Origin of the sequence: Enterococcus sp. GC34, from assembly GCF_040886645.1 — a bacterium.
In the GTDB taxonomy this organism is placed as follows: domain Bacteria; phylum Bacillota; class Bacilli; order Lactobacillales; family Enterococcaceae; genus Enterococcus; species Enterococcus faecalis.
The window spans coordinates 71,021-87,125 of sequence record NZ_JBFOEF010000005.1 but is presented as its reverse complement, the minus strand read 5'-3'; the positions used below and the strand labels follow the sequence as shown (position 1 = coordinate 87,125).

Below are 16,105 nucleotides of genomic sequence, written 5' to 3'. Positions count from 1 at the left end.
TTTACCTATTATAAACCGTAATATTTACGATTTGCCAGGAATAATGTACCAAATGGATCACGGGACGTCAAGGAATAAATTTAAAAAAACAACAGAGCGTGGGACAAAAATCACTTTGGATTTTTGTCCCACGCTCTGTTGTTTTTATTTATTTCAATGTCCGAACCAAATAAACTTCTTCGCAAAAGCCTTTGAGTCCATTATAAATCCGTTGTGCTCGTGTTTTCTTTTCACATAAAGCAAAGACTGTCGGTCCACTGCCGCTCATCAACGCTGCATCAGCGCCGTACTTCAGCATGCGATCCTTGATTTGTTGCACGATCGGATGTCTGGCAATCGTGACACTTTCCAACGCATTGCCGACCGTCTGGGTCATCCCAGTATAATCACCATTTTCGATGGCTATTCTTAGTCCAGCAATATCTGGATGGTGCAATTCATCTACCGCTAAATCATTAAAAACGGTACTAGTGGATACACTAATTCTTGGTTTTACTAACACAATCCAACATTGAGGCATGGTCGGTAATGTTTCAATTTTCTCCCCACGTCCGTTTGCAAAGGCTGTTCCGCCCCTTAAACAATAAGGAACATCCATACCAATTTGGCTACCAATTTCACAGAGTTCGTCCATCGTCAACCCCAGATTCCACAGTTTGTTCAAGCCTCGTAATGCTGCGGCACAGTCACTGCTACCACCTGCTAAACCAGCTGCCACGGGGATACGTTTTTCAATATATATTTTAATTCCTTTATGAATATTATAGGTACGCTTTAATAAGTCAACTGCTTGATAGACATGATTCCGTCGATCCACGGGTAAAAAAGAGCTGTCCGTTTCAATACGAATGATGTCTTCTTCTAGATTTTCAAAAGTTAAATGATCGGCTAAATCTACACTTGCAAAAATAGATTCAACTTCATGATAGCCATCCACACGTTTATGCAGAACATCTAACCCAAGATTAATTTTCGCAGGAGCTCGTTCGATTATTTCCATCGGTTCCCTGATTCACCTTCCTTAATCTTTTGTCTACCAACATTTTAATCTTTTAGATTCTATCATATGTCCATGAAGAAGTACACCGAAGATTGCTCTTTCTCTGACGACAGATGGCTGAAATTAAAAAGAGCTTAGGAACGAAGGGCTCTCCCTTCACTCCTAAGCGGACTTTCTAAATTATACGGCTTGACCGATGAATTCGATTTCAACGGTGCGTGTTAAAACATCTGAATAGCTATAAGATACACGTTCAAATGAGTTCTCGTCTGGATCCAAGTCAACAACAAAAACAGATGGATAAGTCTCCGTTAAGATTCCTTTACGTTCTGTTTGGCGCTTTCTTCCAGTCTGAGCAACTAACATAATTTCACTGCCGATACGGCCTTCCAAATCTTTCTTAATTGACGATAACGTTGTTGGCATTGCATTCACCTCGAGAAATATTATATCACTTTTTTTAAAAAATTTCAAGTTTATCATACTAGAAGTCTGTTTGCAACTACTTTTGCTCGACAAACCGGCTGTTTTGTCGAATTTTTATTCATTTTCTAATGTATATTTCATTTTTGCTTTGGCACGATCATAGGCACTTCGGACAGCTGAAAAAGTTCCCCCACGTACTTTAGCGATTTCTTCTAACGTGTAGCCTTTTAAGTATGCGTTTAAAATTTGTTGTTCCAACGAGGAAAGACGTGTCGGAAAAGCTGCCAATTTTTCTTGAATCATTAATTGACCTAATGGGTCGGTAGCCGCTGTCCCTAAATAGTCCACTAACTCTTCACCAGTGCTTTCTAAGCGTTGTTCCAGAGAAATAGACAAGGTATCTGTTCGCCGCTTATAGGCGCATTGATGGCGAATTAAGCTATGTACGTGATTTTCAAAATTTCGTTTAAAAAACTTTCCTAATGATGCTTGTTTTTCTGAATCAAATCGTTCTAACGTCCGAAAGAAGACAATTCGCCCTTCTTGAAGCCAGTCCTCAGTATCATAATCTTTTAAATAGTATTTTTTCATGCACTTATAAATCACTGGCTGATATTGCCCATATAAAGCTTGAAATTGTTCTTGGTCTCCTGCTAATGCTTGCTGAATCTGTTCTAACATAAAAAGCCCTCCTTTTCGATAAACGTATCGAATGATTTAGGAGAGCATAGCATGTTAGAAATTTATGACTTAAGCGAACATTTGTTTAATCTTTTTTTTGAGACAATTCTTCTAGCTTCTCAGAAAGTTTTGATAACTGCTCCACGTTCCATGGAGAATTTCGACGAAATTGCTGGAAATGGATATCCGTTGCATGAATGGCAATCGTCTTTTCTGTTTTCTGGACAGCTTTGTAAAGTTCATTGGCCGAAGTCCGCAATGCACCTTGTGAAAAGACCACCCATTGTTCAGCCAAATCACTCGTTGCGACTGTTACTTGCGTTAAACGATCATTTTTTTCACCAGCTAGACGTTCAATATAACTATCTGCTGTTTCATCTTCTTTGGTGAAAACCACGGTCAAAAGGTACTTTTTGTACGTTTGCTGAATACCTGGGACTAATTGGGCATCAAAAACCACAATGATTTCCAACCCTTCATATTTGGCATAGTTGGACAGACGACTAAGAAGCAGTTCACGCGCATCCTCTAAACGCTCTTGCTTTTTCAACTGGACCAATTCTGGCCAAGCACCAATCATATTATAGCCATCAACGATTAACAATTGTTTTTTCATACAATCGCCTTCTTCTATAATGGGTTGCGGCCACGATAGACTTCATACATTAGCAAGCCTGCAGCCACACCAGCGTTTAAGCTTTGAACGTGTCCAGTCATTGGAATCGTTAATAATTCATCCACTTCTTTATGAAGACCTTGACTCATGCCACGACCTTCATTTCCGATGATTAAGGCAATTGCGCCTTGTGTATACCAGCGACGATAATCCGTCCCAGACATATCTGTACCAAAAATCCAAAATTGATTCTCTTTTAGCGTTGCAATACTTTGCGCTAGATTCGTTACACGAGCCACTGGAATATGTTCCACGGCCCCTGTTGACGCTTTGGTTACGGTTGGTGTAATTCCCACTGCACGATGTTTCGGAATGATAATACCGTCCACGCCTGTCGCATCAGCTGTTCGCAAAATTGAGCCAAAGTTATGTGGGTCCTCTAGACTGTCTAAAATTAGGAAAAATGGTGTTTCTGTCTTTTCTTTTGTTTGTTCCAATAATTCTTCTAAAGTTAAATATTGATACGCCGTGATTGCTAAAACCATACCTTGATGCACGCCGTGATCACTCATCGTATCTAATTTTGCTTTAGGCACCCATTTGACTGGAACAGCCTGTTCTTTCGCTGCTTGTTTTAATTGCTCAATTTTCTCGCCACGAGCATCTTCTTGTAAAAACAATTTATTCCCGCGTCCTTGCTGCAACGCCTCAACAGTGGCATGGAAACCAAAGACAAAGTTATCTGCTAGCTCTTCTGAGGTTCCATCAGCACCTGCTGTCGCTGGTCGTGGGTTCCGTTCTTTTGAACGCTTATCTGAACGTTCTGGACGTTTCTTACCTTTTTTAAAAGGACGAGATTTTTCATTTTTCATTGGTTTCACCTACTTTCTTGATACACCAGTTAATTAATTCTTCTAAACGTTCTTTTTGTTGTGTCAAATGTAAATAACCCATCAAGGATTCGAAACCGGTCGCTACCCGATAGGTCGTCACATCAGCATTTTTAGCAAAGGTGTGACTTTTAGCATTCCGACCGCGTTTGTACATCACTTCTTCTTCCTCCGTTAGCATTTCTCCCGCTAACATCGCTTGCATTAAGCTTGCTTGGGCTTTTGCTGACACGTAGTGTGTCGCCATGCGATGCAAAACATTCGGTTTCGTTTGTCCCAAGGAAACTAAATAATCACGAATGTAAATTTCATAAATCGCATCGCCAACATAGGCCAAAGCTAAACCGTTTAATTGTTTGTAATCTCTCATTCACTTCTTCTCCATCTCGTTCCTTGCGGAGTATCTTCTAAAACAATGCCTTGTTCTTTTAATAAATCGCGGATTTCATCACTTCGGGCAAAATCACGGTCTTTCCGTGCTTGGTTCCGTTCTTCAATTAACGCATCGACTTGTGCATCCACTAATTCTTCGTTTTTAAAGAATAAACCAAAAATAGCTAACCAGCCACTGAAAAGCTTATCCATCGCCACTAGAATTGGTTCCGAAACTGCCGCTTGTTCACTGTACTGATTCATCATCTTCGCTAATTCATAAACGACCGTAATCCCGTTAGCTGCATTGAAATCATCGTCCATTTCCGTAATAAAACGTTGTTCTAATTCGTTTAATTGAGCCAAATAGTGTTCATCCTCTGGCAAACTTGCGACCGCATCTGCTTGTCTAAAACGTAAATTTTCAAACGCATTTTTCAATTTTTGATAATTGGCTGCTGCCTCTTTTAGAGTGCTTTCGCTATAACGAATCGGGCGACGGTACTGGGTGGTGGACATAAAGAAACGTAAAATTTGCGGATCCACTTTTTGAATCATTTCATGAACAGTAATGAAGTTACCTAGGGATTTACTCATTTTTTCATCGTCTTCACCAATTGTGACATAGCCGTTATGCATCCAGTAATTGGCAAAGGTATGGCCTGTTTTGGCTTCGCTCTGTGCAATTTCATTCTCATGATGTGGAAATTCTAAATCTTGTCCACCGCCATGAATATCAATCGTCTCTCCCAAGTGTTTTGTCGCCATGACAGAGCATTCAATATGCCAGCCGGGACGTCCTTTCCCCCAAGGAGAATCCCAAGAAATTTCATCTTCTTTGGCACTTTTCCAAAGAGCAAAATCCAATGGGTCTTCTTTTAATTGTTGTTCAACGCCAGTTCGTTGACTTGCCCCCACTTCTAATTCATCAATCGATTGATGGCTTAATTTACCATAATTAGGAAATTTACGGGTGCGATAATACACGTCACCTGCGACCTCATAAGCAAAACCTTTTTCAATTAAAACGTCGATAAAAGCTAAGATATCAGGCATGTGGTCCATCACCCGAGGATGTAACGTTGCTGGCTGGACATTCAATGCTTGCGTGTCTTCTTCAAAGGCTTTGATAAAACGCTCCGCCACTTCCGGCGCAGTAATTTTCAATTCTTTGGCTGCCTTGATAATTTTATCATCGACATCTGTAAAATTCGAGACATAATTCACTTCATACCCACGATATTCAAAATAACGACGAATTGTATCAAAGGCGATCGCACTGCGCGCATTACCGATATGGATATAGTTATACACGGTTGGTCCGCAGACATACATCCGAACTTTATGCGCCTCAATTGGCGTAAATACTTCTTTTTCTCTGGTCAATGTATTATAAATTTTAATCATGCCCTTTTTCCACCTTTCTTCCATTTAGACGAACGACTTTCGCAGGAACACCCACAGCTGTGGCATCTGCTGGGATGTCTGAAATAACAACAGCACCTGCCCCAATTTTTGAACGTTCACCAATCACAACTGGCCCTAAAATTTGAGCTCGTGCCGAAATCATCGCTCCTTTTTTCACTGTTGGATGGCGTTTACCCGTATCACGACCGGTCCCACCTAACGTCACTCCGTGAAACAAAACAACATCTTCTTCTATTTCCGCGGTTTCCCCAATCACAATGCCCATGCCGTGATCGATAAAAACTCCCGCACCAATTGTGGCTCCGGGATGAATTTCTACGCCCGTTATGAAACGCCAAAATTGTGCATGAATCTTCGCCAATAAAAACAACTGATGCCTATATAAGAAATGAGACAAGCGATGCCAAAACAAGGCGTGCAAGCCAGGATACGTTAAAAGAACTTCTAGTGTAGTCCGCGCTGCAGGATCGTTTCTTTTAACAGCTGCGACGCTACGTTTCAACCAACTCATAGGGTGAACTCCTTTCTATTATACAAAAATAAAAAACGTCTTTTAAGCAACAAAAAAACGTTGCTTAAAAGACGCCCATGCGTGGTTCCACTTTTCTTCACAAGAACTAGCTCTTGCCTCGATACAGTTAACGCCTGCCGACGTCTTCGGTTACTTTTTTCACCGAAGCCACTCATAGATGCATTTCGACAAAAGATGCTCGCTGTTCTCACCACCCACAGCGTCTCTGAAATCCATCTGCTTGTCTACTTCTTCTATTCTTTGTGTTTTTATAACACTTTATTTAAATGATCTAAAGCTTTTTCTTTGCCTAATAACTCGATGGTTTCGCCTAATTCAGGACCATGCATTTGTCCAGAAACAGCAATTCGAATTGGCATAAACAAGTTTTTGCCCTTAACGCCAGTTTCTTTTTGGACGGCTTTAATCGCTGCTTTAATACTTGGCACATCGAAAACCTCCAAGGCTTCTAATTGTTCTTTAAACGCATGTAACACAGTTGGCACTGTTTCTCCTTGCAAGAATTCTTTCGCAGCATCATCTAAAACTGGATGTTCATTAAAGAACAAGTTTGATAGTTCCACAATTTCAGCTGCATAACTCATTTGTGGTTGATACAAGCTAACTAATTGTTTTAACCATTCGATTTTTTCAGGAGATGGATTTTCTTCAACACGACCGTCAGCGACTAAATAAGGAAGACACATATCTGTTAGTTCACTTAAGTCCATTTGTTTCATGTATTGATTGTTAATCCATTCTAATTTTTTCGCATCAAAGGCCGCTGGTGACTTGCTTAAGCGTTGTTCATCAAACAATTTAATCAAGTCTTCTTGTGAGAAGATTTCTTCTTCGCCAACAGGAGACCATCCTAGTAAAGCAATAAAGTTGAACATGGCTTCTGGTAAGTAACCTAATTCACGGTATTGTTCAATAAATTGTAAAATTGTTTCATCACGTTTGCTCAATTTTTTGCCAGTTTCTGAATTAATGATTAAGGTCATATGGCCAAAGACAGGTGGTGTCCATTCAAACGCTTCGTAAATCATTAATTGTTTTGGTGTGTTCGCAATGTGATCATCGCCACGTAAAACATGAGAAATTTTCATTAAGTGATCATCTACTGCAACGGCAAAGTTATACGTTGGCATCCCATCGCGTTTTTGGATGACAAAATCGCCACCAATGTTATCTGACTCAAAAGTAATTTCACCTTTCACGATGTCATCAAATTTGTATTCTGTATTACGTGGCACACGGAAACGAATCACTGGTTCTAGACCAGCCGCTTCTTTGGCTGCTTGTTCAGAAGGTGTCAAATTCGCACAAGTGCCTGCGTAGTGAGGCATTTCCCCACGAGCTTGTTGTGCTTCACGTTCTGCTTCTAATTCTTCTGGCGTACAATAACACTTATACGCACGATTGCTACTTAATAATTGATCAATCAATGGTTGGTAAATTTCTTTACGTTCTGATTGACGATATGGACCATATTCTCCCGGATGAGCAGGTGATTCATCCCATTCCATCCCTAACCATGCTAAGTTTTCCAACTGACTTTTCTCGCCGTCTTCGATGTTCCGTTTTTGGTCGGTATCCTCGATACGAATGATAAATTCTCCGTCATTGTGGCGGGCAAATAAGTAGTTAAATAATGCTGTTCTTGCATTCCCAATGTGCAAGTGTCCAGTTGGACTTGGTGCGTAACGCACACGAACTTTCGTCATGTTCATTCCTCTTTCCATTTTTTAAAAACAGACGGTTTAACGTCGTTTTCAGTTATTTTTCCAATAAAGCAACGGCAATTGCGCCGATTCCTTCTTTTTTACCAACAAAGCCCATCGTTTCCATGGTCGTTGCCTTAATGTTCACTTGTGTGACCGCTAAGTGGCAACTCGCGGCTAGATTCTTTTTCATCTCTGCCAAGTATGGGCTCATCTTTGGCTCTTCCGCTAAAATTGTACAATCAATATTGCCAATAGTAAAGCCCGACCGCCCAACTTTTTCATTTACTTTTTTTAATAAGTTTACAGAATTCGCATTTTTGAACTGCGGATCGGTTTCGGGAAACAGTTGCCCAATATCACCCAGACCAGCGGCACCAAGGATTGCATCAATAATTGCATGTGTTAAAACATCGGCATCTGAGTGACCTAACAGACCTTTTTCATAAGGAAGAGTAACCCCACCAATAATTAAAGGTCGTTGCGGAACTAATTGATGAACATCAAAACCTTGACCGATTCGAATCATACTAAGTCCTCACTTTGCTTAATTTTTATCGTTTTTAGGATGGTTATCCTTGCGATCATTAATCCCGCGACCCGCATGCGCCGGTTTGGCAAAAATCATACGCCCAGCGGCGGTTTGTAAAGCACTTGTGACGACCACTTCGATTTGCTCATTCATGTAATGCTGGCCATCTTCTACCACAACCATTGTGCCATCATCTAAGTAAGCGACCCCTTGTTGACGCTCTGTTCCGGCTTTTACAACCATCACATTCATCGTTTCACCTGGAATCACCACTGGTTTCACAGCATTAGCTAAAGCATTAATGTTTAAAACAGGCACATTTTGAAATTCAGAGACTTTGTTTAAGTTGTAGTCATTGGTCACAACCACGCCATCTAATAATTTTGCTAATTTGATTAATTTACTGTCTACTTCAGAGATATCCTCGAAATCTCCGTCATACATCTCAACAGAGATACCTTCTTCTTTTTGTAAAGCATTTAAAATATCTAAGCCACGACGACCTCTCACCCGTTTTAAACTGTCTCCAGAATCAGCAATGTATTGTAATTCATACAAAACAAAGTTAGGGATCAGCAAAACACCTTCTAAAAAGCCCGTTTTCGCGATATCGTAGATTCTGCCATCAATGATGACACTGGTGTCTAAAATTTTGTATTTATGGAAGTTGTCTTCCACTTTACGTTCCAACATTTGTCCTTCGGCGTCTTCCGTATTTGCTTTCTTTTGGCGAGGTGTGAAAACTTTTTTCCACTCCTCAATCCGTGTTGTTCCCATTCGGAAACCTAAGTAACCCAGAATAATCATAACTAGAATTGGCAGTAAACTATTCACGACAGGAATTTGTAAGTTGTACATTGGAATGGAGATAATGACGCCAATTGTTAAACCAATGATGGCACCAATACTTCCAAATAATAAATAGGTTAAACTCATTTCATTTAAAGCTGCTTCGATTTTTTTGACAGCGGAAACAATATACTTTGCTAACCCTAAAGATAAAATAAAGAAAATAATTGCACCGATTAATCCGTTCGTAAAGTTATTGTTTAACCAACTGTTATTGCCTTGCTTAGCCATTTCCCAAGCCATTGGGAAAAGAGAAATTCCTAAACTTGCACCAGCAATGATCATCAGCAACGTGATGATTCGTTTTTGCATATAGCCATCCTCCTCGTTTATTTAATAAAGACGTCTAGTGTTGTGGGGCGTATAAAAATCATACGCCACCAACAACCTAAACGGATTATTTCTACTTTCATTATTTAAAAACTTTTCTTAACGTTTCACCAATTGTTGAAACGCCAATAATTTCAATCCCTTCAGGCGCTTCCCAGCCACCAAGGTTATTTTTAGGGACATAGACTTTTGTAAAGCCTAGTTTTTGCGCTTCACGCACTCGTTGTTCAATACTATTCACGCGGCGAATTTCACCAGTTAAACCAATCTCACCAATGAAACATTCTGAAGATGAGGTTCCTTTTTCTTTATAGCTAGAAGCAATACTGATTGCTAACGCTAAATCAATAGCTGGTTCATTAATTTTGACTCCACCAGCCGCTTTTAGATACGCATCCTGGTTTTGTAATAAAAGGCCTGCCCGTTTTTCTAAAACCGCCATGATTAAAGAAACGCGATTAAAGTCCAACCCGGTGGTCGTTCGCTTGGCATTGCCAAACATCGTTGGGGTAACTAACGCTTGGATTTCCACCAAAATGGGGCGTGAACCTTCCATTGCTACCACAATCGAAGACCCAGTGGCTCCTTCTAAACGTTCTTCTAAAAAGACCTGAGAAGGATTCATAACTTCAACCAATCCATGTGTCTGCATTTCAAAAATACCAATCTCATTCGTTGAGCCAAACCGATTTTTGACAGCCCGTAAGATTCTAAAGGTGTGATGCTTATCTCCTTCAAAATAAAGAACCGTGTCTACCATATGTTCCAACATCCGTGGCCCTGCGATAGACCCTTCCTTCGTTACGTGTCCGACAATAAAAATGGCAATCCCATTCGTTTTTGCCAGTTTCAATAATTCGGCAGTTGTTTCTCGGACTTGACTGACACTACCAGCAACGCTGGTAACATCTGGCTGCGTCATTGTTTGAATCGAGTCAATAATGACATAATCTGGTTCTAATTTTTCAATGGCTCGTGATATTTCGTGCATATCTGTTTCTGCGTATAAGTAAAATGTCTCGTTGACGGTGCCTAGACGCTCCGCTCGCAATTTAATTTGCTCAGCACTTTCTTCACCAGAAACATATAAAACCGTGCCACCTGTGGCTGCTAATTGTTGCGATACTTGTAAGAGCAATGTTGACTTACCAATTCCGGGATCGCCACCGATTAAAACTAACGAACCTGGGACAACGCCACCACCTAAAACCCGATTCAGCTCCACTAATTCAGTTTTTACACGCGGCTCTTTTTTAGGTACGACTTCAGATAGCCGTTGTGGTTGTGTCTTTTTACCAGTCAAACTTACTCTAGCACGACGATCAGAAGTATCTTGAATAACCTCTTCCACCATCGAATTCCATTGTCCACAATTAGGACAGCGGCCGAGATATTTTGGAGACACATACCCACAGCTTTGACATTCAAATTGAACTTTTGCTTTTTTTGCCATGTAGAATCTCCTTATCTGTTGTTTATTTTAACATTTATTAAATGGTTTGAATAACGTTGCCTACTGAAAAAATGGGCTTTATTTTTGTCCAGACGAACCAAAACCGCCCGTTCTTTCTGCCTCGACTTGGTCATCATCCGCTAATAAAAACGGCTTAAAAATCCCTTGGCCAATTCGTTCACCTTTTTCAATGACAACATCTTCATATCCAAAGTTTAAAAATTGGAACATGATATGTCCTTCGTTATTCTCGTTATTATAATAATCACTGTCAATGACTCCGACACCATTCGCTAAAAGTAGGAACCGTTTTAGCGGGTTCGAAGAACGACTCACCAATTCTAAATATTCAGAATCAGGCATATACGCCTTAATTCCTGTTTTAACTAAAATTGGTTTGGGATTTTCTCCAGCTTGTTGTAACTTCCAAAGACTTGGTACAACGACCGTTTCGGCTGCTTGAAAATCATACCCCGCGGCACCTTTTGTTGCTCGTTGTGGGACACTCAAGCCCTCTTCTTGATACTTAGAAATAATCTCAAAACCACGTTGTTTCATATTCATTCTCCCCTACTGTCTAAACTACTCCTATTTTACCATAATCTCTGATACTCTGGTTGTTTTTAGTAAGTTTCTCATTTCTAAAAACCCAGTTAATCTAGACTACGCAAAAAAGAGGAGAATTTTTGTTTATTTTCCTTCTTTTAGTCTATCATCTTCTCTTAAAATAAACAGACCAAATTCCAAAAAGTCCCAAGATTCCCTCAAAAAGTTCACACTTTCATTAAACTTTCTTTACTATTCATTATTTAGCACTTTCTAGTAGCCGCTGATTTTGTTATAATGAGTGTCAAATTTTACTGTAAAAAGAAACGAGGCACTTATGAGAAACAAACTCCAACAGGCCAAACGAATTGTGATCAAAGTCGGAACCAGTTCTCTGATTTATCCCAATGGCAATATTAACTTAAAAGCAATTGATCAATTAGCCTTTACTTTGAGTGATTTAAGCAACCAAGGCAAAGAAATTATTTTAGTTTCTTCTGGCGCAATTGGTGTCGGACTGAATAAATTAAATCTATCTGTGCGCCCAACGACAATTCCAGAACAACAGGCAGTCGCTGCAGTCGGCCAAGCAGAATTAATGAACATTTATAATCAGCGGTTTTCAACCTATAGCCAACAAATGGCACAAGTTTTATTAACACGTGATGTTATTGAATACCCTGAAAGTCGCAATAATGTTACCAATACTTTTGAACAACTCTTAAAAATGAATATTATTCCTATCGTCAATGAAAATGATACTGTCGCAATTGAAGAATTGGATCACTTAACCAAGTTCGGGGATAACGATCAATTGTCAGCCATTGTCTGCCAAATTGTTCAAGCTGACTTGTTAGTTATGTTATCAGATATTGATGGTTTCTTTTCAGATAACCCTACTGTCAACAAAGAAGCCACGTTATTCTCTGAAATAAATGAAATTAATGAAGACTTGTTCCAATTAGCCGGTGGCAAGGGGAGCCGCTTTGGCACTGGTGGGATGTCTAGTAAATTAAAAGCTGCTGAACGTGTGTTAGCTAATCAACAGGCGATGATTTTAGCAAACGGAAAACAACCAAAAATCATCTTTGAAATTTTAGAAGGAAAAGATATCGGTACGTTATTTATTAAAGGAGGGCATGAAAGTGACTGATTTAAAGCAACTAGGGCAACAAGCTAAAGAAGCCTCTTATACGCTAGGCTTGATGGATACTCGTCAAAAAAATACTTTGTTAAACAAAATGGCCGCAGCCATTGAAGCCAATGCACCCCGCATTTTACAAGCAAATGCATTAGATTTAGAGCAAGCCGCTACCCACGGAATTTCTGAAACAATGCAAGACCGCTTACGTTTAACAGAAGAACGGATCACAGCGATGGCCGAGGGCATACGCCAAGTCGCTACTTTACCCGATCCAATTGGGGAAGTAGATAAAATGTGGCGCAATGAAGCGGGCCTGTTAATTGGGCAACAACGCGTGCCTTTAGGTGTTATTGGGATCATTTATGAATCGCGGCCAAACGTGACAACAGATGCCGCTAGCCTTTGTTTCAAATCGGGAAATGCTGTTATTCTTCGAGGCGGAAAAGAAGCGTTTCACTCCAATCAGATATTGGTGACAATTTTACAAGAAGCGCTAATACAAGAAGCCATTTCTCCCCATCTCATTCAATTTGTTGATGATACTTCTAGAGAAACAGCCCAACAACTTATGCGCTTAAATGACTACTTGGATGTCCTCATTCCGCGTGGTGGCGCCAACTTAATCAAAACTGTTTTGACGACGGCCACTGTTCCTGTTATTGAAACGGGCACAGGCAATTGTCATATTTACGTGGATAAAGACGCCCAGTTAACAATGGCAACTGAAATTATTGTCAATGCTAAATGTCAACGTCCTTCTGTCTGTAACGCCGCCGAAACGTTATTAATTCATCAAGAAGTGGCTGAAGCCTTTTTACCAACAATTGAAAAAGCCTTGAAGGAGTTTCACGTGGAACTTCGGGCAGATGAACGTGCGTTAGCAATTTTTGAAGAAGCCATTCCAGCGACTGAACAAGATTGGGAAACGGAATTTCTCGACTTTATCTTAGCAGTGAAAGTCGTTGATTCTTTAGACGAAGCCATCCAGCATATTAATCGCTATAATACAAAACATTCTGAAAGTATTATTAGTGATAATTACTTTGCCACACAACAATTTTTACAACAAGTGGATGCAGCCGCTGTTTATGCGAATGCTTCAACTCGTTTCACGGACGGTTTTGAATTTGGATTTGGCGCCGAAATCGGCATTAGTACGCAAAAATTACATGCCCGTGGACCTATGGGTCTAGCAGAGCTTACTTCTACAAAATATGTTATTTATGGAAATGGGCAAGCACGTTCTTAGAAAGAAAAACCCTTGATTTAAAAATCAAGGGTTTTTCTTTCTCCTCTCCAATGTGCATTTTTACACATGGGATTGTTCACAGTCCCACAATCTATTCTTGATATTTTTTTTGAATCCTCATTATACTTTCTACATACGCTTGTTTCACTTGAACTGGCTCTAAAATTGTCACTTCTTCACCAAAGCCCATAAAATAGTTGGCTAAAAATTGTGTTTCTGTTGGATGAATCTGTCCAACTAAAAAACACTCCGTGGGCGTTTCTTCCAACTGAATATTGTCAAAGCGATGTTTATAAAAAAATTCTTTGCCTTTTTCTGTAATGATTGCTTTAAATGGAATCGTACGTGCCGTCGTTTGTTGATGGCGATACGATTCTTTCAGTTCTTCAGTCGTAAAATCCAGTGTTTGGTTTAACTGCTGAATAGCCTCCATAAAATCACAGCGGTAAGTACGCCAAGCCTTTTTAGTCACATCATAGCCTGAACAATACCAATACCCTTCTAAAATAGTTAACCGGATTGGTAAGATTTTTTTCGTTGTTGCTTCATATCTGGTATAGTTAAACTGAATTACTTGTTGCGCCAAAATACAATGAAACAGCTGCTCTAAATTGCCTGGTGCTTCTACTTGTTCAATTCCTTCGTAATAGACAACCTTACTCATTTGACTGATTTTAAATTGGGTTGGTTCATCTAAAGAATGCAATAATTTTTGCTTAATTTGCTGATAGGAATGACCAAACGGTGACTCTGCGACTAATTTCAGTAATTGTAACGAAAAAAAGATCGCTAACACTTCATTTTCATTAAAATAAATCGGCGGCAACAACGGTTTGTTTAAAACTCGATAACCACCATAACGACCATTCTCCACATATAGCGGTACGCCTAAATTTTCCAAAGCTTCAATATCCCGCAAAGCTGTGCTTTTAGAAATCCCAAAAGTTTTCATTAACTGATTTAAATTAAACTGAGGATGGGTTCTCAAGAAAAAAAGTTCCTGATTTAAACGTTCTGATTTTTTCATTTTTCCCTCCATCGGTGTCACTTTTTGACACCTTTTGTTGTTATGCTTATCTTATCAATCTTAGGAGGTTCAAACAATGAAAAACACACAATTTGCCCTTTTTATGGTCTTAAATGGACGAGCAACGGAAGCCTTGACGTTTTACCAAGAAGCCTTTGCTGGTGATATTCTTTTTAAAATTACTAATCAAGAATTTAAAGAGCGCTTAAATCCTTCTTTGACCATTCCCGCTGGCGAAGAACACTGGCTTTCTCACTCGATTTTACAAATGGACACTTTTCAATTACAACTAGCTGATAATCCTTTATTTGCAGGAATGAATACCACGCCCACAGAACAATTGACCCTCAGCTTAACCGTCGACAGCCGTCACTCTGCCAAAACAATTTTTGAAAAACTTACGTGCCATCCCGAATCCTGTATTATCCAAGAACCAATTGAAAATGAATTTGCAACATTTTATGCGATTGTGAAAGATCCTTTTGGTTTAGTCACTCAAATTACTCATGAAAAACAAGCAGATCCTACCAAGAAAGGACGTTAGCCGAAGAATGCGAACCTATGAATCAAAAGAAGCCTTGATTGAGGCCATTCAAATAGCTTCACAAAAATATTTAGCTGAATTTGCAGAAATTCCTGAAACACTTAAAAATCACCGAATTGAAACAGTAGCTAAAACACCTTCAGAGAACTTAGCCTATCAATTAGGTTGGCTCAACTTGCTGCTTTCTTGGGAAGAACAAGAACAACGTGGTCTGACTGTTCAAACGCCAGCTGAAGGTTATAAATGGAATCAACTGGGCGCTCTCTATCAATCATTTTATCAAACCTATGGACAAATGAGTTTAGAAAGTCAGCTGATTGCGTTGCAAGACACCTTAGAAAAATTACTTCATTGGATTGACTCGCTTTCCGAAGACGAATTATTTTTACCTCAACAACGGGCTTGGGCGACCACCAAAGCACAATGGCCTCTTTGGAAATGGATTCACATTAATAGCGTTGCCCCTTTTACTAGTTTCCGAACGCAAATTCGCAAATGGAAAAAAGCGTGTCTTTAAAAAGTTATCCACATTTTTTCAAAAAAAGCTTGACAAGCATTTTTAAATTCTCCACAGAAAACTTTGTGGATGAAATTTCTTGTTTTTTCCAAAAAACTTTTCCACAGTGTTTATTTGTTCGACATTAAATCTTTGTAAATTCTAGAAAAAAGAAGATGAAAACGTTGTTTTAATAACGTTTTCATCTTCTTTCAACTTTATGGGTTCCTTTACTTTTAGCAAGCAGGACTTCTGAACTTGCGTCTATTTTTTTTAGCAACTCGAAA

Annotated in this window: 18 protein-coding genes and 1 other annotated feature; of the genes, 4 read left to right on the top strand and 14 right to left on the bottom strand. The window is 39.6% G+C overall.

The genetic code is table 11. The features are described from left to right. Positions 1–148 precede the first annotated feature (148 nt). From ispE to AB3I72_RS06335, 13 genes are all read right to left on the bottom strand, one after another. Positions 149–1,000 (bottom strand): 4-(cytidine 5'-diphospho)-2-C-methyl-D-erythritol kinase, encoded by an 852-nt coding sequence (gene ispE, locus AB3I72_RS06395; protein ID WP_002379846.1) that lies wholly within the window; start codon positions 998–1,000, stop codon positions 149–151. Between the two features lie 180 nt (positions 1,001–1,180). After that, positions 1,181–1,483 carry a Veg family protein gene (locus AB3I72_RS06390; protein WP_025189153.1) on the bottom strand — a complete coding sequence of 101 codons (303 nt, stop codon included), beginning with the start codon at positions 1,481–1,483 and terminating at the stop codon, positions 1,181–1,183. 57 nt (positions 1,484–1,540) lie between these two features. Then, complete coding sequence (locus AB3I72_RS06385; protein WP_010816233.1) at positions 1,541–2,107, bottom strand: sigma-70 family RNA polymerase sigma factor; 567 nt, start codon at positions 2,105–2,107, stop codon at positions 1,541–1,543. 85 nt (positions 2,108–2,192) lie between these two features. Then, a complete protein-coding gene (locus AB3I72_RS06380) occupies positions 2,193–2,723 on the bottom strand; it encodes an NYN domain-containing protein (protein WP_002356058.1) in 531 nt (176 codons plus the stop codon). Positions 2,724–2,737: 14 nt separating this feature from the next. Then, complete coding sequence (rlmB, locus tag AB3I72_RS06375; RefSeq protein ID WP_368023720.1) at positions 2,738–3,595, bottom strand: 23S rRNA (guanosine(2251)-2'-O)-methyltransferase RlmB; 858 nt, start codon at positions 3,593–3,595, stop codon at positions 2,738–2,740. Then, a complete protein-coding gene (locus AB3I72_RS06370; RefSeq protein WP_002356056.1) occupies positions 3,585–3,983 on the bottom strand; it encodes a Mini-ribonuclease 3 in 399 nt (132 codons plus the stop codon). The genes rlmB and AB3I72_RS06370 overlap by 11 nt, the downstream gene beginning before the upstream one ends. Further along, positions 3,980–5,392, bottom strand: coding sequence for a cysteine--tRNA ligase (gene cysS, locus AB3I72_RS06365; RefSeq protein WP_104806410.1), 1,413 nt, complete (start codon positions 5,390–5,392; stop codon positions 3,980–3,982). The genes AB3I72_RS06370 and cysS overlap by 4 nt, the downstream gene beginning before the upstream one ends. After that, complete coding sequence (gene epsC, locus AB3I72_RS06360; protein WP_002356054.1) at positions 5,385–5,924, bottom strand: serine O-acetyltransferase EpsC; 540 nt, start codon at positions 5,922–5,924, stop codon at positions 5,385–5,387. Before epsC ends, cysS begins: the two co-directional genes overlap by 8 nt. A 64-nt stretch (positions 5,925–5,988) precedes the next feature. Continuing rightward, positions 5,989–6,195, bottom strand: a binding site (T-box leader). Then, positions 6,194–7,651 carry a glutamate--tRNA ligase gene (gene gltX, locus AB3I72_RS06355; RefSeq protein ID WP_368023719.1) on the bottom strand — a complete coding sequence of 486 codons (1,458 nt, stop codon included), beginning with the start codon at positions 7,649–7,651 and terminating at the stop codon, positions 6,194–6,196. Its footprint overlaps the feature before it by 2 nt. A 52-nt stretch (positions 7,652–7,703) precedes the next feature. Continuing rightward, on the bottom strand, positions 7,704–8,177 hold the full coding sequence (ispF, locus tag AB3I72_RS06350; protein WP_002367570.1) for a 2-C-methyl-D-erythritol 2,4-cyclodiphosphate synthase: 474 nt from the start codon (positions 8,175–8,177) through the stop codon (positions 7,704–7,706). Positions 8,178–8,195: 18 nt separating this feature from the next. Continuing rightward, on the bottom strand, positions 8,196–9,341 hold the full coding sequence (locus AB3I72_RS06345) for a PIN/TRAM domain-containing protein (protein WP_002383500.1): 1,146 nt from the start codon (positions 9,339–9,341) through the stop codon (positions 8,196–8,198). A gap of 100 nt (positions 9,342–9,441) precedes the next feature. Beyond that, positions 9,442–10,812 (bottom strand): DNA repair protein RadA, encoded by a 1,371-nt coding sequence (gene radA / locus AB3I72_RS06340; protein WP_002356050.1) that lies wholly within the window; start codon positions 10,810–10,812, stop codon positions 9,442–9,444. 78 nt (positions 10,813–10,890) lie between these two features. Next, complete coding sequence (locus tag AB3I72_RS06335; protein ID WP_002361472.1) at positions 10,891–11,376, bottom strand: dUTP diphosphatase; 486 nt, start codon at positions 11,374–11,376, stop codon at positions 10,891–10,893. A gap of 319 nt (positions 11,377–11,695) precedes the next feature. Here AB3I72_RS06335 and proB point away from each other — a divergent pair, with 319 nt between their 5' ends. Next, positions 11,696–12,511 carry a glutamate 5-kinase gene (proB, locus tag AB3I72_RS06330; protein WP_002389550.1) on the top strand — a complete coding sequence of 272 codons (816 nt, stop codon included), beginning with the start codon at positions 11,696–11,698 and terminating at the stop codon, positions 12,509–12,511. Continuing rightward, on the top strand, positions 12,498–13,751 hold the full coding sequence (locus tag AB3I72_RS06325; protein ID WP_154064106.1) for a glutamate-5-semialdehyde dehydrogenase: 1,254 nt from the start codon (positions 12,498–12,500) through the stop codon (positions 13,749–13,751). The genes proB and AB3I72_RS06325 overlap by 14 nt, the downstream gene beginning before the upstream one ends. Before the next feature lie 91 nt (positions 13,752–13,842). Here the strand turns inward: AB3I72_RS06325 and AB3I72_RS06320 are convergent, their stop codons facing one another. Next, on the bottom strand, positions 13,843–14,790 hold the full coding sequence (locus AB3I72_RS06320; RefSeq protein ID WP_368023718.1) for a helix-turn-helix transcriptional regulator: 948 nt from the start codon (positions 14,788–14,790) through the stop codon (positions 13,843–13,845). A gap of 64 nt (positions 14,791–14,854) precedes the next feature. On the opposite strand from AB3I72_RS06320, the gene AB3I72_RS06315 reads away from it, so the two are divergent. Together AB3I72_RS06315 and AB3I72_RS06310 are read left to right on the top strand one after the other, a co-directional pair. Then, entirely contained in the window at positions 14,855–15,322 is a 468-nt protein-coding gene (locus tag AB3I72_RS06315; RefSeq protein WP_002383505.1) for a VOC family protein, read from the top strand. Positions 15,323–15,329: 7 nt separating this feature from the next. Then, positions 15,330–15,839, top strand: a complete 510-nt coding sequence (locus AB3I72_RS06310) for a ClbS/DfsB family four-helix bundle protein (protein ID WP_368023716.1) — start codon at positions 15,330–15,332, stop codon at positions 15,837–15,839. Positions 15,840–16,105 lie beyond the last annotated feature (266 nt).